Genomic DNA, 23,384 nt, shown 5'->3' on the forward strand with positions numbered 1-23,384 from the left:
GCGTGCTCCTCAGCGCTCGTCGCCGTCGGCGGCCAGCAGCCGGGCCGCCTCCTCGTCGGTCATCGACTCGATCATCTGCAGCAGGTCGTCCTCGCTCGGTTTGGCGGCCAGCTGGGCCCGGGTGAGCTCGGCCAGCGCGTGCACGTGCGGGGCGCGGAAGAAGTCGGCCAGACTGATCTCCACCGGGTAGGCCCGGCGCAGCCGGGACACCGCCTGCGCGGCACCGAGGCTGTGCCCGCCGAGCTCGAAGAAGTTGCCGAACGGGTCGACCCGCGGGACGCCGAGGACCGGCGCGAAGATGTCCTCGGCGATGGTCCGCTCGATCTCGTCGGCGTACCGCACCGGGCGTTCGGCGGTGTCGGTGCTCACCTGCGGCGCCGGCAGCGCGGCCCGGTTGACCTTGCCGCTGGTGGTCAACGGGAGTTCGGTGAGCACCAGGACGTGCGCCGGCACCATGTAGGACGGCAGATGCTCGGCGAGGGCGGCCCGGATCGCCGCCGGGTCGATGCCCGGCTTGGCCGCGGTGACGTAGCCGACGAGCTGCTTCTCCCCCCGGTCGTCGGTCCACGGCTGCACCACGCTCTGCACCACCTCGTCGAGCCGGTCGAGCTGCGCCTCGATCTCGCCCAGCTCGATGCGCAGTCCCCGGATCTTGACCTGCTGGTCGATCCGGCCGAGGAAGACCAGGGCCCCGTCGCGGTCCCGCTTGACCAGGTCGCCGGTGTGATAGAGCCGCCCGCCCGGGGCGGTGCCGAACGGGTCGGGGACGAACTTCTCGGCGGTCAGCTCGGTCCGCTTGAGGTAGCCGCGGGCCAGCCCGGCGCCGCCGATCACGAGCTCCCCCGGCACGCCCAGCGGCACCAGGTTGCCGGCCGGGTCGAGCACGTGCGCCACGTGGTTGGCCATCGGCAGCCCGATCGGCGGGGACGTGTCCCAGTGCCCGGCGCACTCCTGCACGATCATGGTGACCGTGCACTCGGTCGGGCCGTACCCGTTGAAGAAGCGCCGGCCCGGCGACCACCGGTTGACCAGGTCGCCGGGGAACGCCTCGCCGCCGACGAACACGATCCGCAGCCGCGGCAGGCGGTCCGGGTCGAGCAGCGCCATCATCGAGGGCGGCAGGTCGACCACGGTGATCCCGTCCCGCTCCAGCAGGCCCTGCAGGCGTTCGATGTCCAGCCGGTCGTCGCCGGTGGCGAGGTGCAGCCGGGCGCCGGTGAGCAGGGCGGCGAAGGTCTCGAACACCGAGACGTCGAAGGTGTGCGCGGCGAAGCCCAGCACCCGGTCGGCCGGGGTCAGCTCGAACAGCTCCTGGACCGACCCGATGAAGTTGACGACGTTCCGGTGCTCGAGCAACACCCCTTTGGGTACGCCGGTGCTGCCGGAGGTGTAGATCACGTAGGCCAGGTCGGCGGCCGTGGCCGGGCAGTCCGGCGGGCTGTCCGGCATCCCGGCGAGCTCGCCGAGCAGCGTGTCGTCGTCGAGCAGCAGCACACCGGACCCGTCCACCGGCAGGTTCCCGGCAGTCTCCCCGGTGGCCAGCGTGACCACCGGACGGGCGTCGTCCAGGATGGCCGCGAGCCGGGCCGCCGGGTTCTTCGGGTCGAGCGGCAGATAGGCGGCCCCGGCCTTGAGGACGGCCAGGATCGACACGACCAGGTCGGCGCCGCGCGGCAGGCTCAGCGCGACCAGTTCGCCCGGCCGGGCGCCGCTCGCGCTCAGCATCCGGGCCAGCCGGTTCGACCGGCGGTCCAGCTCGGCGTAGCTGATCTCGTCGGTGCCGACCACGAGCGCGACCGCGTCCGGGTCCGCCGCCACCCGGTCGGCGAACATCCGCGGCACCGTGGTGTCCGGCACCTCCCGGCGCGGGCCGTTCCACCGGTGCAGCAACGCGTCCCGCTCGGCGTCGTCCAGCAGGTCGACCGCGGCGACCTTGGTGTCCGCGGCGGACACCGTCGCGGCGAGCAGGACGCCGTAGTCGGCGATCAGCGCGTCGATCGTCTCGGCGTCGAACAGGTCGGTGTTGAACTCGACCTCGAGGTGGATGCCGTCCGGGCCCTCGAGCACGTTCCAGCTCATGTCGAACCGCGACGAGCCCGGGTCGACCGGCACCCGGTGGACGTCCAGATCCGGCAGGGTCAGGTCGCGGCCGGCGTTCTGGAAGGTGAAGGCGACCTGGAAGATCGGCGACCGGGACGGGTCGCGGACCGGGCGGACCGCTTCGACCAGCCGGTCGAACGGCAGGCCGCCGTGCCCGATCGACTCCTGCACCACGGTGCGGACCCGCTCGACCATCTCGCGCAACGTCGGGTCGCCGCCCGCGTCCACCCGCAACGGCAGCATGGTGACGAAGAAACCGACGGTCTGCTCGATCTCCGGCCGGTCCCGGTTGGCCGACGGCGAGCCGATCACCAGGTCGTCCTGATTGGTGTAGCGCTGCAGCAGGGCGAAGAAGGCGGCCAGATAGACCGTGTACGGCGTGGTGCCGGCCGATCGGGCCAGCTCGACCAGTTTGTCGTGGGGCGCACCGCGCAGGGTCCGGCGCAGCAGCCGGCCGGTGTAGGTCATCTCGGCCGGGCGCGGCCGGTCGGTGGGGAACTCCAGGGTCGCCGCGCCGGTCAGCCGCTCGCGCCAGAAGGTCTGCAGGGTGTCCAGCTCGTCGCCGGCCAGCCGGTCGCGCTGCCAGATCGCGTAGTCGGCGTACTGGGCGGCGAGCGGTTCGAGCGGGGACCCGGTGCCGGAGCATTCGGCGGCGTACAGCGCGCCCAGGTCCTCCGCGAAGACCCCGAGCGACCAGCCGTCGAAGACCACGTGGTGCACGGTGAAGAGCAGGTGGTGCCGCTCGGCGCCGCTGCGCAGCAGGTGCGCCCGCCACAGCGGGGCCCGCTGCAGGTCGAACGGTCGGGCCGCGAGCCGGGCCACCTCGTCCGGTACGTCGGTGGCGGCCACGTCGAGCACCGGCAGCTCGAGCGGAAGCCGGTCGTCGATCACCTGGACCGGTCCCTCGGCGTCCTCGTCGAGGTGGGTCCGCAGCGCCTCGTGCCGGGCGATCACCGCGCCCAGCGCGCGTTCCAGCGCCGGCACGTCGAGCGGGCCGCCGATCTCGAAGCACAGCGGCACGTTGTAGGTCTGCTGACCGGGCGCGAGCCGGTCGAGGAACCACAGCGTCTGCTGGGCGAACGACAGCGGGGTCCGGGCCCCGGGCGCGCGCGGGACCAGCTCACCGGCGCCCTCGTCGTCGGAGTCGCCGAGCAGCAGCGCAAGGATCTCGCTGCGCTTGTCGGCGGGTAGCTTGGCCAGCCGCTTCATGATGTCACTCACGCCCGTACTCCCATCCGAGACACCATCCGGTATCGATTCGTCTTCCGGTCCGCTCATTTGCGCAGTGCCGCCGCGACCGTGTCGGCGCGGCTGAGGAACGTGTAGTGGGTGCCGTCCACGGTTTCCTGGTGGGCCGACGGCAGGAGCTCGTGCCAGCGGGCGGCGTCGGCCGGGTCGGAGGCGGTCGCGGTGATCAGCGTCGCCGGCCCGTCGAAGACCCCGGCCCGGTGGCTGCGGTAGGCGAGCGAGTCGGCCACGAAGACGGCGATCCGCGCGGCCAGGTGGTCGCGTAACCCGGCCGGCAGGGCACCGATCCGTTCGAGGACGGCGGCGACCGCGTCCGGGTCCGCCGGCGGGCGCCCGGTCAGGTCGGGCGCCGGGATGTCCTGCAGCGCGCAGACGTCGGCGACGAACGCGGCCAGCAGTTCACCGTCGTCCGGCAGCGGCGCCTCGCCGGCCGGCGCCGGGGTGTCCAGCAGGTAGAGCTCGACGTCGGCGCCCTCGGCGCGCAGCCGGACCGCCATCTCGTGCGCGATGATCCCGCCGATCGACCAGCCGCCGACCCGGACCCGGCCGGTGGGCCGGACCCGCCGCAGATGCTCGAGATAGGTGGCGGCCATCTCGTCGACGGTCGTCAGCGGCGGCCGCGAGCCGTCCAGGCCGGGCGCTTCGAGGCCGTACACGTCGCGCTGCCCGGCCAGCCGGTCGGCCAGTTGGAGGTACGGCACCACGGTGCCGCCGACCGCGTGGACCAGGAACAGCGGCTCGCCGGAGCCGGTGCCGTTGAGCGGGATCAGCGGGTCGGACCCGGTCGCGGCGGGCCCGGTGGGGTCGGGTCCGGTGGGGTCGGACCCGGTGGGGTCGCCGGCGCCGCCGCGGTCGATCGTCGCGGCGATCCCGGCGAGGGTGCTGCTGGTGTAGAGCTGCCGCAGGTGCAGATCCACCCCGAAGCGCTGCTGGACCAGCACGATCAGGCGCATCAGGTGCAGCGAGTTCCCGCCCGCGGCGAAGAAGCTCTCCTCGGCGTCGACCCGGTCCGCTTCGCCGGCGTCCGGCAACAGCTCGGCCCAGATCTCCGCCAGCCGGTGTTCGGTGGTGGTGGCCGGCGGTCGGCCCCGGCCGGCGGCGGCGCCGGGATCCGGCAGCGCCCGGCGGTCCACCTTGCCGCTGCTGGTCAGCGGCAACTCGGCGAGCACCGCGAAGGCGCTCGGGATCATGTGCAGCGGCAGCCGCTCGACCAGGTGCTCGCGCAGCTCGTGCTCGGGCGGTGCGGCACCCCCGCGCGGGGCGATCCAGGCCACCAGCCGCGCCCCGCCGGTGCCCGGGTCGAGCACGCCCACGCTGGCCTGGGCGATCGCCGGATGCGAGAGCAGGGCGTGCTCGATCTCGCCGAGTTCGATGCGCAGACCCCGCAGCTTGACCTGCGCGTCGATCCGGCCGAGGAACATCAGCGCCCCGTCCGGCAGCCGTTTCACCAGGTCACCGGTGTGATAGAGGCGACCGTCGGGGGCCGTGCCGAACGGATCCGGGACGAACTTCTCGGCGGTCAGCTCGGGCCGCCTCAGATAGCCGCGGGCCAGCCCGGCACCGCCGATCACCAGCTCGCCGGGCACCCCGGGCGGCACCAGGTTGCCGTGGCCGTCCAGCACGTGCGCGACGTGGTTCGCCATCGGCAGCCCGATCGGCGGCTGACCCGTCCACCGGCCCGCGCACTCCTGCACGATCATGGTGACCGTGCATTCGGTCGGCCCGTAGCCGTTGAACAGCCGGCGGCCCGGGTTCCACCGGTTGACCAGCTCACCGTCGAAGGCCTCGCCGCCGACGAAGACGATCCGCAGCGCGGGCAGCCGGTCCGGGTCGAGCAGGGCCATGACCGACGGGGGCAGGTCGGTGACGGTGACGGCGCGCGACTCGAGCAGCCGCTGCAGCCGGGCCGGGTCGGTGCGCTCGTCGTCCAGCGCCAGACAGAGGCGGGCCCCGGTGAGCAGGGCGGAGAAGGTCTCGAACACCGACACGTCGAAGGTGAACGACGCGAAGCCGAGCACCCGGTCGGCCGGGGTCAGCTCGAACAGCTCCCGTACCGAGTCGATGAAGTTGACGACGTGGCGGTGCTCGATCAGGACGCCCTTGGGGGTGCCGGTGCTCCCCGAGGTGTAGAGCACGTAGGCCAGATCGGCCGGGCCGGCGGTCGACTCGACCGGCCGGCCGGGGAACTCGGCGAGCACGGCCGGGTCGTCGAGGGCGTACGCGGGGGGCGCGGCCGCCTCGAACAGTTCCGCCGTGCCGGAGTGCACGAGCAGGGCGACCGGCTCGGCGTCGGCCACGATGCCGGCCAGCCGCATCGGCGGGTGCTGCGGGTCGAGCACCAGGAAGGCGGCACCGGACTTGAGGACGCCGAGGATCGCGGCCACCAGGTCCACGCCGCGGGGCAGGCACAGCCCGGCGAACCGGCCCGGCCCGGCCCCCTGGGCGTGCAGCAGGCGGGCGATCCGGTTGCTGCGCCTGTCGAGTTCCGCGTACGTGATCTCCTCGTCCCCCGCGACCAGGGCGACCTCGTCGCCACGGGCGGCCACCTGCGCGGCGAACAGCGCCGGGATCGTGGTCGCCGGCACCTCGCGGACCGGCCCGTCGTAGCGGCTCAGCAGCGCCGCCCGCTGCTCGTCGAGGACCAGCGGGAACTCGGCCACCGGGCGGTCCGGGTCGGTGACGCCGTGCTCGAGGATCCCGGTCAGGTGCTCGACGAGCTGGTGCATCCGGCCGGCGTCGAACAGTTCGGTGGCGTACTCGACGGTGACCCCGATCGCCCCGCCCGGCTGCTCCGCGAGGGTGACGCTCACGTCGAAACGAGCCCGGTCCGCGGCGGTGGTGGGAAGCATCGTGGTCCTGAGGTCGCCGAGCGCCCCGCCGACGTCCGCCACCGCGGCCGGCTGCAACGACATGCTCACCTGGAACAGCGGGGTGGTGCCCGGGTCGCGGGGCGGGCGCAGCGCGTCGACCACCATGCTGAACGGCACGTCCTGGTGTTCGGTGGCGCCCAGCACCACGTCGTTGGCCCGGCTCACCAGCTCTCCGAAGGACGGGTCGCCGGCGGCGTCGAAGCGCAGCACCACGGTGTTCGCGAAATAGCCGACGAGGGGCTCGAACTCGGGCCGGCTGCGGCCGGAGAACACCGAGCCGATCGCCACGTCGTCCTGCCGGGTGTAGCGGGCGAGCACCACGACCAGCGCCGCCGAGAGAGTGGCCAGGAAGGACACCCGGCGGTCGGTGGCGAACCGGCGGGCCCGCTCGCCGAGCGCGGCGGGCAGCTCGGTCTGGAAGGTGGCGCCGGCCCAGGTGCGCCGGGCGGGCCGGGGCCGATCGGCCGGGAAGTCCAGGGTGGACAGTCCGGCCAGCCGGTCGCGCCAGTAGCCGAGCTCGCGGTCCAGCGTGGCGCCGGACAGTCGGCGGCGCTGCCAGGCGGCCACGTCGGCCGGTTGCAACGCAAGAGCGGGCAGGACGGCGGCGGGGTCGGCGTAGAGCGTCGCGAGCTCGTCGTGCAGGACGCCGTACGACCAGCCGTCCAGGACGATGTGGTGCACGGACAGGAGCAGGACGTGTTCCTCGGCGGCGAGCCGCAGCAGGGCCGTCCGCAGCAGCGGGCCGGCCTGCAGGTCGAAGGGCCGCTCGGTCTCGGCGTCGATCAGCGCGGTCGCGGCGGCCCGCGGGTCGTCCTCGCCGGACAGGTCGACGACCGGCAGATCCGGCTCGCCGGCCGGCTCGATCAGCTGGTGCGGGACGCCGTCGAGCAGCGTGAAGCGGGTCCGCAGCGACTCGTGCCGGGCGATCAGCGCCCGCAGTGCCGAGGTGAGCCGGTCCCGGTCCAGCCGACCGGTCAGCCCGATCGGGAAGACCAGCTGGTAGACCACCGAGTCGTCGTTCAGACGGTCGAGGAAGAACATCCCCTCCTGCTGGAACGACGGCAGCAGCGGCTCGTCGCGGGACACTCTCGACAACGGTTGCTCGACCGCGGCCCGCTGCCGGCGCAGGTGCCGTTCCAGCAGCGCCCGCTTCACGTCGGAGAGTTCGGTGCCGCGGTCCCGGAGGCCGGCCGAGACGTCTGCTTCGGTCATGCCCCCACGCTAGGAAGGCGACCGCGATCAGTCAGTCCTGCCAGGATGATTACCGGCCGTCAGGAAACAGGGTGGGGTACGGCTGAACTACCCGATCCGGGTAGGCCGTCGTGAACGTGGCGCTTACATTCGGCCGGCCCGGGTAGTTCGACGGGCGCGTACGGCGGTGGGGTGTTATATGTCGTTCTCGCTCTTCGATCGGAAGGGGCCTTTTCGTGCCCGGAACCACGTCCGTCTGGCGACACCGCGGATTCCGGCGGCTGTACGCCGGTTCGACCATCTCGTCGTTCGGCAGCGAGATCAGTGAACTGGCGGTGCCGCTGCTGGCGATCGGTGTCCTGCACGCCACCTCGGCCGAAGTGGGCCTGTTGCGGGCCGTGCAGTTCGCGCCGTTCCTGCTGCTCACCCTGCACGCCGGCATCCTGGTCGACCGGGTGCGCCGGCGGCCGCTGATGATCACCGCGGACTTCGGCCGGTTCGTCGCGATCGGCGCCATCCCGCTGCTGATCTGGCTCGGCGCCGAGCACATCTGGCCGATGCTGATCCTGGTCTTCATCGCCGGCACCCTGACCGTGGTGCATCAGATCGCGGACACCGCCTATCTGCCGAGCCTGCTCGACCGGGACTCGCTGATGTCGGCCAACAGCAAGATCGGTGCGGCCCAGTCCGCCGCGCAACTGGGCGGCCAGGGCATCGGCGGCCTGCTGGTGTCCTGGCTGACCGCGCCGTTCGCGGTCCTCGTGGACGCGTTCAGCTATCTGATCTCGGGTCTGCTGGTGGCCGGCATCCCGCACCGCGAGGAGCCGCCCGAGGTGCCGGCCGACCGCCGGCTCGGCCCGGAGATCCGGGAGGGGCTGGCCTTCGTGCTGCGCAGCCGGATCATGCGCGCCCTGGTCGGCGAGGCCGCCACGTTCAACTTCGCGCACGAGATCTTCCTCGTCGGGTTCTTCGTCTGGACCGCTCGCGACCTCGACCTGTCCGCCTTCGTGATCGGCATCCTGCTGAGCCTCGGCGCGGTCGGCGCGTTCGTCGGCGCGTCCTTCGGCGAGCGGCTGTCCCTCCGCTACGGCTTCGGCCGGACGATGCTCGCCACCATCATCGTGGGCAACGCCGTGGCCCTCGTCGTGATCTTCGCGCGGGGCGGCGGCGCCGGCACCATCGCCCTGCTCGCGACCGCTTTCCTGGTGCAGGGCTTCGGCACGGCGCTGGCCAACGTGCACAACGTGACACTGCGCCAGACCGCGGTGCCGACCCGCCTGCAGGGCCGGGTCAACGCGTCGTACCGGTTGATCTCCTGGGGTGTCATCCCCCTCGGCGCCGGGCTCGGCGGCGTGCTGGCCGGCACCTACGGCAACCGCACCGGCATGATCATCGGTGCGGTCGGGCTGGCGCTGTCGGCACTGTGGATCGTGTTCTCGCCGATCCCCCGGATGTCCACCGCCCCGCAGCAGGAGGACCTGCAAGAGCCGGCCGTCCCCCGCTGACGGGAGATCGGCCGGCTCGCCGGTGACCGCGGTTCAGATCGCCAGCCGGCGCTCGCGCAGCTTCTCGTAGTACGGCAGGTGGTGCCGGTAGAACTCGCCGAGCACCGGGTCGCCCGCCACGCTGTCGACCGCACCGTCCGGCTTCTGCTTACGCGCGAAGCCCTGGCTGTTGCTCGCGTCCCGGTGCCAGCGCTCGGTGCGCTGCCACTGGGCCGGCACCCCCGCGGCCCACTGCAGCGCGTCGGCCCGGAAACCCAGCCCGATCCGCTCGCAGTACGCCCGCACGGTCGCCTCCGGCCGGTCCAGCAGGTCGTCCGAGTCGATCACGACGGGCTCGGCACCGGTGGCCGCCTGCACCCGCTCGTAGATCTCCCAGAGCCGGGCGATCCCGATCTCGGCGCTGGTCACCTGCGGGTTGAGTGCCACGTGCGAGGCGATCACCTCGGCCGGTTCCCGGATGATGAACGTGTGCACCGCGGTCCGCAGGAAGTTCTCGTCCGCGAGCAGCCCGGGGTAGTGGAAGTCGGTCGTGTCCTTGAAGAAGACCTTCCCGGGCAGCTTCAGCAGGGTCTCGATCAGTTCCTGCTCGCTGGTGACGGTCGTGCCGTCGACGTCCGCCGTGCCGAAGTCGGCGACGTGCGAGAAAGGCTCGTGCACGACGTTGAAGTCGCCGCGTTGCATCATCATCCGCTCGAACGCGGTGGACCGGCTGCGCGGTGCGCTCCACAGCGCGAGCGTCAGCCGGCCATCGTCATCGACCATGATCAATTCCTTTCGGGCGTCGGGAAGCGCCAACGTACCCAGCCCCCCGACGTTTCTCCCGCGCTGCGGCGATAAGTCAGCGATCCGCTTACCGCGACCGCGGATCCGACACGCCGGGGTAAACGACAACCCGCTTTTTGTACGCCGAACCACCGTCGAGTTTCAGCCTGAGGCGGAATCGCGCCCGGACCGCACCGGTCTCTAATTCAGGGGTGCGAATCATCGACCTCTCAGTTCATCTCGACAATGTCGGGACATCGGCCGTGAGCAATACCAGCTCCGGTCGGTTCAACGTGTGGGGCAATTCCTTCGCCGCGGAGGACCTGCCCGCCGGGGGCACCGGCGTGGTCGTCGACGCCGTGACCTTCACGATGCCGCCGACCGGCACCGGCGCCCCGGACAACGTGCGCTGCGCCGGCCAGTACCTCGACCTGGGCCCGCAGGCCGACCTCGCCGACTGGCTGTACCTGCTCGCCGCCGGCGAGCGGCGGGTCGAGGACGAGATCGCGCTGCACTTCGCCGACGGCTCGGTGGACTTCGAACCGGTACGCGTCTCCGACTTCTGGGCCGCGCCGCCCGCGTTCGGCGAGACCAAAGCCTTCGCCACCCTCATGCACTATCCGATCCACACCCAGTTCGGGGTGCCGGCGACGATCTGGTGCCAGCGGGTCCCGGTGACCCGGCGGGCGCCGCTCACCGGGATCGGCCTGCCGCACAACGTGGCCCTGCACATCTTCGCGGCGACTCTCCAGCCGGCCGCGGCCCGGCCCGCAGCCCTCGAGGTGACCCGATGACCGCCACCGAGACCCTCACCCCGGTCACGACCGCGCCGAGCCAGGCCGGGCACCGGCCACCGACCTTCTACCGCGACCCGGTGAGCTGCCTGCAGTCGATCTTCGGCGCGCTGCTGCTGGACGCCGGGCACGACCCGGTCGCCGCGCTCGGCGCCCGCTGGGAGTTCCGGCACATCCCCGGCGACGTACGCTCGGAGGAGTTCTACTTCCCCGGGCGTACGCCGGACGACACGGCCGGCAGCATGATGCCGTACCACCCGGTGCACTCCGCCTGGTCGGTGCCGACGTCCGACGAGCCGCTCGCCGAGCTGGCCGCGCTCATCGACTCCGGGGTGCTGCCGATCGCCGCGGTCGACAACTACCATCTGCCGTTCCGGCCCGCCTACCACGACGTGCACGCCGCGCACCTGGTGCTGGTCTTCGGCGTCGACCGCGAGCGGGGCCTGGTGCTGGTCTCGGACACCATGCCGCCGGAGTTCGCCGGGCCGATCCGCGCCGAGGACTTCCTGAACGCCTGGGGCTCGGCCAACCCGGCCGACCACCAGGACGCCTTCTTCAGCAACGCGGGCATCGGCCGGCGCTACCTGACCGTCGAGGTCGGTACGCCGTGGCCGGCCGACGACCCGGCCACGCTGCTGAGCGCCGTCCGGGCCAACGCCGGCGACCTCACCGCCGACCTGCCGGCCGACGCCGCGCACTGGACCGGGCTGGCCGGGCTGCGCCGCTACGTCGACCACGTGGTGGCGGCCGCCCGTGGCGGCGAGGCCGACCCGCTAAAGGCGCTCTACACGTTCGGCTGGAGCCAGCAGGCGATGTGCAGCCTGCACGGCGAATACCTGCGGACCCGCGGCCACCGGTGGGCGGTACCCGCCCTGCGCGAGGCCGGCCGTGCGGTCGAGTCCGCCGCCCACGCCTGGACCGGCCTGCGGGTCACCGCGGCGCACGGCTGGCCGGACCCCGCCGCGGCCGCCGCCGACCTGCACCGCCATGGCACCCGCCTGCACCGCCGCTACGAGGCCGCGGCAACCGCCGTGGACCGGGCGGCCCGCGCGCTCAACGACCTGACGGTCTGAGGAGGACATCGACGTGGACAAGCTCGCCGTACTCGGGGGCGCCCCGGCAGTACCCCGCGACCAGCGCTCCGTCGCCTGGCCGATCATCACCGAGGAGGACCGCAAGGCCGTCCTCGCCGTCATCGACAGCGGCGAGCTGGTCTCCAACAGCGACACCCCGACCGCGGTCGACGACCTGGAGGCGCGGTTCGCCGAGCGGGTGGGCGTGGCCCGGTGCGTGGGTCTGTCCAACGGGACCACCGCCCTGCAGATCGCCCTGGCCGCGCTCGGCGTCGGACCGGGCGACGAGGTGATCGTGCCGGCGTTGAGCTTCATCGCCTCCGGCCTCGCCCCGCTGCATCAGATGGCCGTGCCGGTCTTCGCCGACATCGACCCGGTGACCTTCACGCTCGACCCGGACGACGTGGCCCGCAAGATCACCGGGCGGACCGCCGCGATCCTGCCGGTGCACCTGCACGGCATGCCCGCCGACATGGCCCCGCTGCGGGCGCTCGCCGACCGGCACGGGCTGGTCATCGTCGAGGACGCCGCCCAGGCGCACGGCGCGAGCTACCACGGCACCCAGGTCGGGGCGCTGGGTGACGCCGCGGCGTTCAGCCTGCAGGTCACCAAGAACCTGCCGACCTGTGGCGAGGGCGGGCTGCTCACCACCAACGACGAGGCGCTGGCCGGCAAGATCCGCATGATCCGCCAGTTCGGCGAGGTCATCGAGGCCGGCAAGCCGCGCGACTACGTGTCGTACACGCTGGGCTGGAACTCCAAGCTCAACCCGATCCAGGCGGCGTTCGCCGCCAGCCAGCTCGGCCGCTTCGACGACTACGAGGCGCGGCGCCAGGCCAACATCACCGCGTTCCTCGACCGGCTCCGCCCGCTGCCCGGCATCCAGGTGCCGGCCGCCCGCGAAGGTTGCACGCACGCCTGGCACATCCTGCGCTTGCGGTTCGACCCGGCGGCGATGGGCCTGCCCGGGGTGCCGCCGGCCGCGCTGCGCGGCGCGCTGCGCCGGGTCCTGCGCGCCGAGGGCGTCCCGCTGTCGCAGTACCAGCTGATGACGCTGCCGCGGCAGAAGGTCTTCCAGGAGCGGACCGGTTTCGGCAACGGCTACCCGTGGGCCGCGCTCGACGGCGAGACCCCGCCCGACGCCGGGCACCCGGTCGCCGAGGCGGTCATCGAGGACTCGCTGACCCTGCAGAAGCGGCATCTCAACCCGGACACCGGCGACCTGCTCCAGCGCTACGCCGACGCCTTCGAGAAGGTCTGGAGCAACCGCGACATGCTCACCACGCTGGCGAGGGCCGAGCGATGACCGTCCTCACCGAGAACCGCACCGACCTGCTGCGGGCGCACGCGCTGAACATCCGGGAACGCATCGTCGACGTCTGCTCGAACCCGGAGGGCGGCCACCTCGGCGGCTCGCTCTCCCTCGTCGAGGTGCTCACCGCGCTCTACTTCGACGTCCTGCGGATCGACCCCGCCCACCCCGACGACCCGCACCGCGACATCTTCCTGCTGAGCAAGGGCCACGCCGCGATCGGGCTGTACAGCACGCTCGCCGAGCGGGGGTTCGTCGACCCGGCCGAGCTGGCCGGTTACGGCACCACCGGCAGCCGGTTCATGGCCCACCCGGTCCGCTCGATCCCGGGCGTCGAGATGCCGACCGGCTCGCTGGGCCACGGCCCGGCCCTGGCCATCGGGTTCGCGCTGGCCGCCAAGCTGTCCGGCAGCCGGCGCCGGGTCTTCGTCGCTCTGGGCGACGGCGAGCTGCAGGAGGGCTCGGTGTGGGAGGCGGCGATGGGCGCCGCCGGGCTCGGCCTGGACAACCTGATCGCCGTCGTCGACCGCAACGGCCTGCAGCTCACCGGGTCCACCGAGGACATCTGCCCGCTGGAGCCGCTCGGCGACCGCTGGCGCAGCTTCGGCTGGGCCGTCCGCGAGGTGGACGGGCAGAACATCGAGGCGGTCCGCGACGCGCTCGCCGGTGCGCCCTGGATGCCGGGCCGGCCGAGCGTGCTGATCGCCCGCACCACCAAGGGCGCCGGGGTCCCGTTCGTGGCCGGCAACCCGAAGAGCCACTACGTCAACTTCAGCGAGCGCCAGCAGGCCCGCGCCCGGATCGCGCTGCGCCGGGCCGCCCCCGGGGAGGCCCACCATGGCTGACACCCTGCCGGCCCGCCAGGCGTACCGGAACCGGCTCGCCGGTCTGCTGCCCGAGCACGACCGGCTGATCTGCCTGGACACCGACACCGGGCTGTTCACCGGCGTCGACTTCGGCACGGCGGCGGCGCGGTACGTCAACATCGGTATCGCCGAGCACAACCTGATGGGGATGGCGGCCGGTCTGGCGGCCAGCGGCTGGACGCCGTTCGTCAACACGATGGCGGCGTTCGCGACCTCCCGGGCGGTCGAGGCCATCAAGATCGATATCGCCTACAACGCGATGCCGGTGCGGATCATGGCCACCCACGGCGGCCTCTCCGCCGGCCATCTCGGCCCCACCCACCAGTGCCTCGAGGATCTCGCCGTGATGCGGGCCCTGCCCAACATGACAGTGGTGGTGCCGGCCGACGCGGCCGCCACCGAGGCGCTGGTGGACGCGGCGATCGAGCTGCCCGGCCCGCTCTACGCCCGGCTGGGACGCAAGGCCACCCCGGCCCTGCCGGCCGGCGTCGAGCCACCGGTGATCGGTACGGCCCAGCGCCTGCGGGCCGGCGGCGAGGTGCTGCTGGTCGCGACCGGCCCGTACCCGGTCCTGGCCGCCCTGGACGCCGCCACCGCGCTGGCCGGGCAGGGCATCGAGGCGGGCGTGCTGAACATGCACACGATCAAACCGTTCGACGAGGCCGGCCTGATCGACGCCGCGGCCGGCACCCGCCTGGTCGTCACCGTCGAGGAGCACTGGCGCTCCGGCGGTCTCGGCGCCGCGGTCACCGAGACGCTCAGCGAGCACGCACCGGTCCGGATCGCCCGGATCGGCATGCCGGACACCTTCGCCGGCCACGTCGGTTCCCAGGAGGACCTGCTCGACCACTACGGCATCACCGCCGACGCCGTGGTGCAAACCGTCCTGCGACACACCAGCACCGGAAAGAGGACCCAGCCGTGATCGCCGCCTGTCCCGAATGCGAGCGCAAGCTCGACCTGCCCGACAGCACCCGGCTCAGCGAAGTCGTGGAGTGCCCCGACTGCCGCAGTGAGCTCGAAGTCGTCTCGATCGAGCCGCCGCTGCTGGTCATCGCGCCCGAGGCCGAAGAGGACTGGGGCGAGTGAGCATGCGCATCGGTCTGCTCGCGTCGCGCGTGCGCACCGAGGAGAAACGTCTCCTCGATGCGTTCGCGCACCGCGGGGCGGAGGTCGACGTGATCGACTCCCGTACCCTGCGGTTCGGCCTCGGCGACGCCTCGCCGCCGTGGCAGGTGATCCTCAACCGGGAGATCTCCGGCACCCGCGCCCGCTACGCGGCGGTCAGCCTCGAGGCGGCCGGGATCAGCACCCTCAACTCGGCCCGCGCCGGTGAGATCTGCGGCGACAAGTGGCAGACCTCGCTGGCCCTGCAACGGGCCGGCGTGCCGACCCCCAAGGCGGCGCTGGCGCTCACCCCGGAGGCGGCGCTCGACGAGATCGCCGCGATGGGTTACCCGGTCGTACTCAAGCCGCTGAGCTCCTCGTGGGGCAAGCGGGTCTCGCTGATCCGGGACCCGGACGCGGCCGAGGCGGTCCTCGAGCACTGTGCGGCGCTGCCGGCGCCGCAGGCCCACCTGATCTACCTCCAGGCGTACGTGGAGAAGCCGGGCCGCGACATCCGGGTCGTGGTCGTCGGCGACCGGGCGGTCGGCGCGGTGTACCGCAACGCCGACACCTGGCGCACCAACGTCGCCCGGGGTGCCACCACGACGATGTGCGACCTGCACGGCGACCTCGCCGACGTGGCGCTGAGCGCGGCCCGGGCGGTCGGCGCGGACATCGCCGGGGTGGACGTGGTCGAGGACGTCGACGGCCGGCTGCTGGTCCTCGAGGTCAACAGCGGCGTCGAGTTCACCGGCCTGCAGCGGGCGCTCGGTGAAGGCTGCGACGTGCCCGGCGCGATAGCCGACCTGACCCTGGCCCGGGCCGGCGAGATGACGACGGAGGTGCCGGCATGATCCGGGCGGCGGTGCTCGGCGGGGCCGGCTACATCGGCGGCGAACTGCTGCGGTTGCTGCTGGGCCACCCCGAGGTGGAACTGGCCGCGGCGGTCTCCAGCCGGCTCGGCGGCAAACGGATCGACAGTACGCATCCCAACCTGCGCGGGCTCACCGACCTGACGTTCTGCGCCGAGGAGGAACTCGAACAGTACGACGTGCTGCTGCTCGCCGCCGGGCACGGAGCCACCATGGAGCTGCTCCCCCGGCTGGCCGGGCACGCCAAGACCCTCATCGACCTGTCCGGCGACTTCCGCCTGACCGACCCGGCGGTGTACGAGGCCTACTACGGCCTCCCGCACACCGCCCCGGAACTGCTCGGCGACTTCGTGCCGGGCGCACCGGAACTGGCCCGCGAAGCCCTGCGCGGGGCGGACCGGATCGCGGTGCCGGGCTGCATGGCGACCGCCGCGATCCTGGCGTTGCGCCCGCTCGCCGCCGAACAGCTCATCGAACCGGACGTGACGGTCGACGCGCGGACCGGGTCGAGCGGCTCGGGTGCCACCGCCGGGCCGGCCAACACGCACGCCGAACGCAGCGGCGCGATGCGGGTGTTCGCCCCGGCCGGTCACCGGCACGAGGCGGAGATCGCGCAGTCCTGCGGGGTACGCCCGACGATGACCGCGACCGGTGTCGAGGCGGTGCGCGGGGTCCAGGTGCTGTGCCGGGCGACCCTGCGCGACGGCGTCGACGAGACCGCTGTCCGGCGGGCGTACCGGCGGCACTACGCCGACGAGCCGTTCGTCCGGGTGGTGGCGCAACGCCGCGGGATGTACCGGCTGCCCGAGCCGAAGGTGCTCAGCGGCTCGAACTACTGCGACGTCGGTTTCGCGGTCCGGCCCGAGGCCCGCCAGGTCCTCGCCGTGGCCGCCCTGGACAACCTGGTCAAGGGCGGGGCCGGCAACGCCGTGCAGTCGCTGAACATCCGGATGGGCTGGCCGGAACGACTCGGCCTGGAATTCCCCGGCCTGCATCCGGTCTGATCCCGGCCACCCCCGTGCCGGTCCGCTTCCCCGTCTCACCCCCATCGAAAGAGGACAACCGCTATGCATGCCAGCGAAGAGAAGGAGCCGGTCACCGTCGTCAAGATCGGTGGCAACGCGGCGGTCGACGCCGAAGGCATCTGCGACGACGTGGCGCAGCTCGTCGAGGAGGGCCGGCGCGTGGTGATCGTGCACGGCGGCTCCGCGGAGATCGAGCGGCTCGCCGACCAGATGGGGGTGCCGCAGACCAAGCACGTCGCCCCGGACGGCGTCACCTCCCGGCGTACCGATGAGAAGACCATGGAGGTGGTGACCCTGGCCCTGGCCGGCTCGGTGAAGCCGAAGCTGATCCGGGCCCTGGCCCGGCGCGGCATCCGCGCCATGGGCATGACCGGCATGGACGGGCACCTGATCCAGGCCCGGCGCAAGAAGGCCCAGCGCGCCGTCGTGGACGGCCGCACCGTGCTGGTGCGGGACAACCTGGCCGGCACCATCGAGCACGTCGAGACCGGCATTCTGCACCTGGCGATGGCCCAGGGCATCGTCCCGGTGATCTCGCCGCCCGCGATGACCCTGGACGGCGAGGCGCTCAACGTCGACGCCGACCGGGCCGCCGCCGCGGTGGCCGCCGCCGTCGGTGCCGACGAACTCGTCCTGCTCACCGGCGCGGACGGCGTGCAGGCGGTGCCGGACGACCCGTCCAGTGTGCTGTCCGAGGTGGAGGTGGAGCCGGAGGGTCCGCCGCCGCGCTGGGCCCGGGGCGGGATGGCGCTGAAGCTGGTGGCCGCCCGCGAGGCGCTCACCGGCGGGGTCCGGCGGGTGATCGTGGCGAACGGCCGCGGCAGCAAGCCGGTCCGTGAGGCGCTCGACGGCTCCGGCACCCAGGTCAAGATCGCTCGCTCGGAACGGCGGGCGGAACGGCGCGCGGCCCGGCGCGCGGCATGAACAGCCACGACGCGGTGGACCTGCTGCACCGCATGATCGAGATCCCGTCACCGTCCGGCCGGGAACAGGACCTCGCCGACTTCCTGGCCGGCACGATGGCCCGGCTCGGCATGAGTTCGCGGATCGACGAGGCGGGCAACGCGATAGGCGAGATCGGCACCGGGCAAGGCCCGACGATCGCGCTGATCGGGCACATGGACACGGTGGACGACCCGATCACCGCCCGGCGGACCGAGAGCCGGCTGTACGGCCGGGGCGCGGTCGACGCCAAGGGCCCGCTGGCCGCGATGATCGCCGCGGCGGTGAACGCCGGCCCCGACTTCCCCGGCACGCTCGTCGTCGCGGGGGTGGTCGAGGAGGAGACGCCGGGCTCGATGGGCGCCATGCACGTACGCCGGTCCTGGGAACCGCCGGACGCGCTGGTGGTGGGCGAGCCCAGCGGCTGGAACGGCATCGTGCTGGGCTACAAGGGCAAGCTCGACATCGCGTACCGGGTGCACCGGCCGGCCACCCACCCGAGCAACCCGGTCGAGAAGGCGGTCGAGGCCGCCGCCGCGTTCTGGACGGCGGCCGTGGCCGCGGCCGGCCCGGAGACCAGCCACGCCGCCTTCAACGTGCCCGGCGTGACCCTCTGCGAGCTGGTCGGCGACACCGTCGACGCCCGGCTCGAACTGAGCTACCGCACCCCGCCGGGCTTCGACTCCGACGCGCTGGTCCGGCGCCTGCGTGAGGTGGCGGGCGACGGGATCATCGAGGTGCTCAACACCGTCGGGGCGGTGCGCACCGTCCGCAACGACCCGGTGGTGCGCGCGCTCACCGCCGGCATCCGGCGGGCCGGCGGGACACCGCAGCCCAAGCTGAAGACGGCCACCTCCGACATGAACACCCTGGCCGAGGTCTGGAGCATCCCGATGGCCACGTACGGCCCCGGCGACAGCTCGCTGGACCATTCGGAGAACGAGCACATCGTGATCGAGGAGTTCCTGAACGCGGTCGAGGTCTACCGGGTCGCCCTCGGCGAACTGTCCGCCCTCCCGGCCGCCGTGGAACCGGCCGTGGCCTGATCCCCACCGGCAGCGCGCCGCGGATGACCTCGTCCGCGGCGCACCGGGGCTCCGGCGGGCTCCCGGAGTCGTCACTCGCAGGCCTCCTCCGCGAGCGGCCAGACCGGCAGCGCCTCGAGGAGAGCCCGTCAGGTAAGTACGGACCTGTAAGGGAAGGCGGTGATCACCGGTGGCACCATCGGCATCGGTCTGGCCACCGCGAAGGCCCTGGTCGACGGCGGTGGCGAGGTCGTGGTCACCGGCCGTGACGGGAAGAATCCCCCGAGATGCTCGCCATGTTCGAGAAGGTCGGCGACACGATCACCCCGATGCGCCGGCACGGTTCGGCCGAGGAGGTCGCGCGCGCGGTGCTCTTCCTCGCCTTCGACGCCACCTTCACCACCGGCGCGGAGCTCAACGTCGACGGTGGTCTCGGTCAGCGGCTCACCCGCCCGCAGTGACCACGGCGGGGTGGACACTCACCTCCGACGGTGGCCGTGGCACGGTGGTGGCCGAGTTCGCGGACCGCCATCCGGGGCCGGCCCCGGTCCGGCGACAACGAGGGGTACGGCATGAGCGTCCGCGCGAGACCCCCGTTCGGTGGCCTCGACGCTTCGATGGAGGTCATCAGCGGCAAGTGGAAGGTGCTCATCCGCTGGGCCCTGCGCGACGATCCACAACGGTTCGGCGCACTGAAACGGCAGGTGCCGGGGGTCAGCGAGAAGGTGCTGGCCCGTCAGCTGCGCGAGCTGGAGCAGGACCGGGTCGTCCGGCGCGAGGCGTACGACGACCGCACCGGCTTGCGCGTCGAGTATTCGCTCACCCCGCGGGGCATCGACCTGTACCAGGCGCTGAAGCCGCTGGGTGACTGGGGCCGGCGCCATCTCGCGCCGGACGCAGCGCCCGATCGTGGGTAGGGCTTCGATTCTCACCTCGGCCGTCCGGCGGCGAGCGACAACTGCCGACTTCGGCGAACGGGCTGCCGCGCACCGCGGATGATCTACGCTCGGGTCGATCGGTCAGGCCAGCCGGAATCCCAGGTCAAGGGCACCTCGGCAGCGCGAACGGAGACCCGATGGGCCCATTACTGCGGTTTACCGTGGGACACAAGCTCACGATCCTGGGCGCCACCGGGATGCTTGTCTCGGTGGCCATCGGCATCGCGACCTTCGCCGGACTCGGCACCGTCCGCTCGTCCAGCCAGCAGCGGGTCCTGCTCAACCAGGCCAACGCGATCCTGATCGACCTGGACATGCAGCAGAGCAACATCCAGATCGCCGAACGGGACGCGCTGCTGGCCACCAATGGCGCCGCCCGCAAGGCCGCCACCGACAAACTCGCCGCGATCCGACTGACCGCCGCCGCCGACTGGACGGCGCTGCGGTCCGTGCCGGTGCCCGCCGAGGTCCGCACGAGCCTCGACGACCTGCACACCGGCTACGACGCCTACCTGACCGGCGTCGACGCTCAGCTGCCTGTCATCCTGGCCACCGACCCGGCCGGCCCTCAGGCGGGAGTCCTGCTGCGAGCCGAAGGCGACCGGGCCCAGGCGATGCAGGAGAAGATCACCGCGACCCGGGCGCTCGCCCAGCGGCACGTCGACGCCGCACTCACCGCCTCGAACCACGCGATGACCGAGCTGAAGATGATCATCGGCCTGGCCCTCCTGCTCGGCCTGTCGATCCTGGTCACGATCTCCGTGCTGGTCGCCCGGTCGATCACTCGGCCGCTGCACCGGATGGTGGCCGCGCTCGCGCGGGTCGCCGACCGCGATCTGACCACGGAGGTCGACGTGGCCACCCACGACGAGATCGGCCAGATGGCGACGGCCCTGGCCACCGCCCTGACCGCGATGCGCGGCGCCGTCGCCACCGTCGGCGACACCTCCTCCGCGCTCGCCGGTGCGTCCGACGAGCTGACCGCGGTGGCGGCCGACCTGGGGCAGGCGGCCGAGGAGACCACCGCCCAGGCCGGCACGGTCTCGACCACCGCCCGGCAGGTCGCGGCGAACGTGACCACGATGTCCGCGGCGACCGAGGAGATGACGGCGTCGATCACCGAGATCGCGCAGAGCGCGTCCACCGCGGCCGGGGTGGCCACCGGCGCGGTCCGGACCGCCGAGGAGACCTCCCAGGCGGTGGAACGGCTCGGGCAGGCGAGTGCCGAGATCGGCGACATCCTCAAGGTGATCAACGCGATCGCCGAACAGACGAACCTGCTCGCGCTCAACGCGACCATCGAGTCGGCCCGAGCCGGCGAGGCCGGCAAGGGCTTCGCCGTGGTCGCCGGGGAGGTCAAGGACCTCGCGCAGGAGACCGCCAAGGCCACCGAGGACATCTCCCGCAAGACCGCCGCGATCCAGAGCACGACGAGCGACGTCGCCGACTCGATCGGCCGGATCGCGTCGGTCGTCCACCAGATCAACGAACTGCAGACCACCATCGCCGCCGCGGTCGAGGAGCAGTCGGCCACCGCCTCGGAGATCGGTCGCAACGTCGGCCAGATCGCCGACGGCTCCGGCGAGATCGCCCGCACCATCGGTGAGGTCGCCGTGGCCGCCGGTGCCACCTCTCGAGGGGCGGGCGTGACCGAGGAGTCCGCCGCCAAACTCAGCGACCTCGCCACCCGGGTCGACGTACTGGTCAAGACCTTCCGGTATTGACACCTCCCCCGCGGTCGCGGGAAGCGGTAATCTCCTTCACCGGAACTCCGTCTCCCGGCTCAAGAAGTGCGTCGCAGGAAGGGCCAGGGACCCACCCCCCGTGTGGGAGGAGAGGGCGACAGCTGTTGCACGCTGCCCTCTTCAAGGAGAAATTCCATGCGAATCGGCCTCGGCCTCCCCATCACCGACCCCCACCTGCTCACCGACTGGGCGCGGCGCGGCGAGTCGGCCGGCTTCGACACCCTGGCCCTGCTCGACCGGCTCGCCTATCACAACCCGGAACCGCTCGTGGCGCTGTCCGTGCTGGCCGGAGCGACGTCCCGGATCCGGCTGCAGACCGAGGTGCTGCTCGGCCCGCTGCGCTCCACCGCCCTGCTGGCCAAACAGGTGGCCACCCTCGACATCATGTCCGGCGGCCGATTCACCCTCGGCATCGGCGTCGGCGGGCGCGAGGACGACCACGCCGCCGCCGGTACGCCCGTCACCGCCCGGGGCCGTCTCCTGGAAACCCAGCTCACCGAGTTGCGCCGGATCTGGCGCGGCGAGCCGTACCAGGACGCGGTGGTCGGCCCGCGGCCCGCCACCCCGGCCGGGCCGCCGATCCTGATCGGCGCGTTCGCCCCCGCCGCCCTGCGCCGGATCGCCCGCCACGGTGCCGGTTTCCTCTGCGCCGCGCCGCTTCCCTGGGCCGACAAGCTGGTGAGCACCGTCCAGCACGAGTGGACCGCCGCCGGACGCAGCGGACGGCCCCGGCTGGTCTGCCAGATCAACGTCGCCCTCGGCACCGCCTTCGGGCCGGCCCGCTCGAGCATCGCCGCCTATTACGGCCGCGACGACTGGGGCGTTCCGATCGCCGATCCGGCCGAACTGGTCGACACCGTCGCCGCCTACCGAGCCTTCGGCGCCGACGAACTGATCCTCTACTGCTACGCCGACGACCCCACCCAGGTGGACCACCTGGCCCGGGTCCTCGGCCGCACCTGACCGGCCGCATGAACGGCATCGGACAACGAACACCGAAGAGGGGAAACCGAGGCCTTGCGCTACGTCTGCTCGGCCGATGACTCCCTGACTGACAACTGGAGGTTCCATGCCCAAGGGCTACTGGGTCAGCGTCTACCGCACCATTTCCGACCCGGCGAAACTGGCCGCCTACAACGAACTGGCCCGCTCGGCGGTCCAGGCCGCGGGCGGCCGGACCTTCGTGCGTGGCGGTCGGGTCGTGGCGCACGACGCCGGCATCGCCGAACGCGTCGTCCTGGTCGAGTTCGACAGCTTCGAGCAGGCCGTCGCGGCGCACGAGAGCGCGGCCTATCAGAAGGCGCTGGCCGCCCTCGCCGACGGCGTCGACCGCGACTTCCGCATCGTCGAGGGCACCGACTGACCGGGCCGCGAGGCCGGACGCCGGACGCCGCTTGCACGGCGCCCGGCGTCGTCGGGGTGAGCCCGGGTCAGGCCGTGGTGCAGGCGGTCTGGCCGAGGGTGAAGGAGGCCGGGCTGGTGTTGGCCCCGGTTGCCGTGCCCAGGAAGCCGAGGCTGACCGTGGCACCCGGGGCGACGGCGGCGTTCCAGGCCGCGTTGGTGGCGGTCACCTGATCGCCGGTCTGGGTGACGGTGGCGTTCCAGGCCTGCGAGATCTGCTGACCGTCGGTGAAGTTCCAGCGCAGGTTCCAGCCGTCGATCGGCGTGGTTCCGGTGTTGCGGATGCTCACGTCGGCCTGGAAGCCACCGGTCCACTGCCCGGTGATCCGATAGCTGACCTGGCAGGCCGCCGAGCCGGTCGGCGGTGAGGTCGGTCTCCACGTCGGGCTCGGACTCAGGCTCAGGCTCACCGTCGGGGTGGGACTCGGACTGGAGGTGGCGCCGGAGCGGGAGACCCGGTAGACGACGGTGCCGTGGGCCGGCACCGAGGCCGAGATCGCGCCGGTGGTGGTGCTGTTCGCTCCGGTCCAGGCGTCGAGCAGGGTGAACGCGTTGCCGCTGAGACCGGCGGCGGCGGCCGTGGTGGAGATGGTCCGGGTGCTGCCGGA

20 protein-coding genes are annotated in these 23,384 nt (G+C 72.6%); 16 read left to right on the forward strand and 4 right to left on the reverse strand.

Annotated elements, in window-relative coordinates:
* Positions 1 to 9 precede the first annotated feature (9 nt).
* A complete protein-coding gene (locus Afe05nite_RS25780; RefSeq protein ID WP_203819776.1) occupies positions 10 to 3,321 on the reverse strand; it encodes a non-ribosomal peptide synthetase in 3,312 nt (1,103 codons plus the stop codon).
* A gap of 53 nt (positions 3,322 to 3,374) precedes the next feature.
* A complete protein-coding gene (locus Afe05nite_RS25785) occupies positions 3,375 to 7,430 on the reverse strand; it encodes a non-ribosomal peptide synthetase (protein WP_203819777.1) in 4,056 nt (1,351 codons plus the stop codon).
* A gap of 215 nt (positions 7,431 to 7,645) precedes the next feature.
* Between Afe05nite_RS25785 and Afe05nite_RS25790 the strand changes: the two genes are divergently transcribed.
* A complete protein-coding gene (locus tag Afe05nite_RS25790; RefSeq protein ID WP_203819778.1) occupies positions 7,646 to 8,914 on the forward strand; it encodes an MFS transporter in 1,269 nt (422 codons plus the stop codon).
* 33 nt (positions 8,915 to 8,947) lie between these two features.
* On the opposite strand, the gene Afe05nite_RS25795 is transcribed toward Afe05nite_RS25790, so the two are convergent.
* The gene (locus Afe05nite_RS25795) at positions 8,948 to 9,676 is read right to left on the reverse strand and encodes a sulfotransferase-like domain-containing protein (RefSeq protein WP_203819779.1); all 729 of its coding nucleotides are present in this window, start codon (positions 9,674 to 9,676) and stop codon (positions 8,948 to 8,950) included.
* 212 nt (positions 9,677 to 9,888) lie between these two features.
* Between Afe05nite_RS25795 and Afe05nite_RS25800 the strand changes: the two genes are divergently transcribed.
* The 15 genes from Afe05nite_RS25800 (at position 9,889) to Afe05nite_RS25870 (ending at position 22,738) form a co-directional block, all read left to right on the forward strand.
* Positions 9,889 to 10,470, forward strand: coding sequence for a beta-sandwich domain-containing protein (locus Afe05nite_RS25800; protein WP_498371345.1), 582 nt, complete (start codon positions 9,889 to 9,891; stop codon positions 10,468 to 10,470).
* Positions 10,467 to 11,543, forward strand: a complete 1,077-nt coding sequence (locus tag Afe05nite_RS25805; RefSeq protein ID WP_203819781.1) for a BtrH N-terminal domain-containing protein — start codon at positions 10,467 to 10,469, stop codon at positions 11,541 to 11,543. Before Afe05nite_RS25800 ends, Afe05nite_RS25805 begins: the two co-directional genes overlap by 4 nt.
* A 13-nt stretch (positions 11,544 to 11,556) precedes the next feature.
* Positions 11,557 to 12,849: a DegT/DnrJ/EryC1/StrS family aminotransferase gene (locus Afe05nite_RS25810; protein WP_203819782.1), complete on the forward strand. Its 1,293-nt coding sequence runs from the start codon at positions 11,557 to 11,559 to the stop codon at positions 12,847 to 12,849.
* A complete protein-coding gene (locus Afe05nite_RS25815) occupies positions 12,846 to 13,700 on the forward strand; it encodes a transketolase (RefSeq protein WP_203819783.1) in 855 nt (284 codons plus the stop codon). The genes Afe05nite_RS25810 and Afe05nite_RS25815 overlap by 4 nt, the downstream gene beginning before the upstream one ends.
* Positions 13,693 to 14,646, forward strand: a complete 954-nt coding sequence (locus tag Afe05nite_RS25820) for a transketolase family protein (protein WP_203819784.1) — start codon at positions 13,693 to 13,695, stop codon at positions 14,644 to 14,646. Before Afe05nite_RS25815 ends, Afe05nite_RS25820 begins: the two co-directional genes overlap by 8 nt.
* On the forward strand, positions 14,643 to 14,810 hold the full coding sequence (gene lysW / locus Afe05nite_RS25825) for a lysine biosynthesis protein LysW (protein ID WP_239118188.1): 168 nt from the start codon (positions 14,643 to 14,645) through the stop codon (positions 14,808 to 14,810). The genes Afe05nite_RS25820 and lysW overlap by 4 nt, the downstream gene beginning before the upstream one ends.
* 2 nt (positions 14,811 to 14,812) lie before the next feature.
* Positions 14,813 to 15,682 (forward strand): RimK family alpha-L-glutamate ligase, encoded by an 870-nt coding sequence (locus Afe05nite_RS25830; RefSeq protein WP_239118191.1) that lies wholly within the window; start codon positions 14,813 to 14,815, stop codon positions 15,680 to 15,682.
* Positions 15,679 to 16,704 (forward strand): N-acetyl-gamma-glutamyl-phosphate reductase, encoded by a 1,026-nt coding sequence (gene argC, locus Afe05nite_RS25835; RefSeq protein WP_203819786.1) that lies wholly within the window; start codon positions 15,679 to 15,681, stop codon positions 16,702 to 16,704. The genes Afe05nite_RS25830 and argC overlap by 4 nt, the downstream gene beginning before the upstream one ends.
* Positions 16,705 to 16,767: 63 nt before the next feature.
* The gene (locus Afe05nite_RS25840) at positions 16,768 to 17,649 is read left to right on the forward strand and encodes a [LysW]-aminoadipate kinase (RefSeq protein ID WP_203819787.1); all 882 of its coding nucleotides are present in this window, start codon (positions 16,768 to 16,770) and stop codon (positions 17,647 to 17,649) included.
* Positions 17,646 to 18,713 carry a M20/M25/M40 family metallo-hydrolase gene (locus Afe05nite_RS25845; RefSeq protein ID WP_203819788.1) on the forward strand — a complete coding sequence of 356 codons (1,068 nt, stop codon included), beginning with the start codon at positions 17,646 to 17,648 and terminating at the stop codon, positions 18,711 to 18,713. The genes Afe05nite_RS25840 and Afe05nite_RS25845 overlap by 4 nt, the downstream gene beginning before the upstream one ends.
* A 266-nt stretch (positions 18,714 to 18,979) precedes the next feature.
* Positions 18,980 to 19,153: an SDR family oxidoreductase gene (locus tag Afe05nite_RS25850; RefSeq protein ID WP_203819789.1), complete on the forward strand. Its 174-nt coding sequence runs from the start codon at positions 18,980 to 18,982 to the stop codon at positions 19,151 to 19,153.
* A gap of 30 nt (positions 19,154 to 19,183) precedes the next feature.
* A complete protein-coding gene (locus Afe05nite_RS25855; RefSeq protein ID WP_239118189.1) occupies positions 19,184 to 19,609 on the forward strand; it encodes a winged helix-turn-helix transcriptional regulator in 426 nt (141 codons plus the stop codon).
* 182 nt (positions 19,610 to 19,791) lie between these two features.
* On the forward strand, positions 19,792 to 21,354 hold the full coding sequence (locus tag Afe05nite_RS25860) for a methyl-accepting chemotaxis protein (RefSeq protein WP_203819790.1): 1,563 nt from the start codon (positions 19,792 to 19,794) through the stop codon (positions 21,352 to 21,354).
* Between the two features lie 156 nt (positions 21,355 to 21,510).
* Positions 21,511 to 22,338, forward strand: a complete 828-nt coding sequence (locus Afe05nite_RS25865) for an LLM class flavin-dependent oxidoreductase (RefSeq protein WP_203819791.1) — start codon at positions 21,511 to 21,513, stop codon at positions 22,336 to 22,338.
* A 106-nt stretch (positions 22,339 to 22,444) separates the two neighbouring features.
* Positions 22,445 to 22,738: a DUF1330 domain-containing protein gene (locus Afe05nite_RS25870; protein WP_203819792.1), complete on the forward strand. Its 294-nt coding sequence runs from the start codon at positions 22,445 to 22,447 to the stop codon at positions 22,736 to 22,738.
* 67 nt (positions 22,739 to 22,805) lie between these two features.
* Here Afe05nite_RS25870 and Afe05nite_RS25875 read toward each other — a convergent pair.
* Positions 22,806 to 23,384: cellulose binding domain-containing protein (locus tag Afe05nite_RS25875; protein WP_203819793.1), on the reverse strand; the 579-nt coding region annotated here is incomplete at its 5' end.

This window comes from Paractinoplanes ferrugineus (genome assembly GCF_016862195.1).
GTDB classification, from domain to species: domain Bacteria; phylum Actinomycetota; class Actinomycetes; order Mycobacteriales; family Micromonosporaceae; genus Actinoplanes; species Actinoplanes ferrugineus.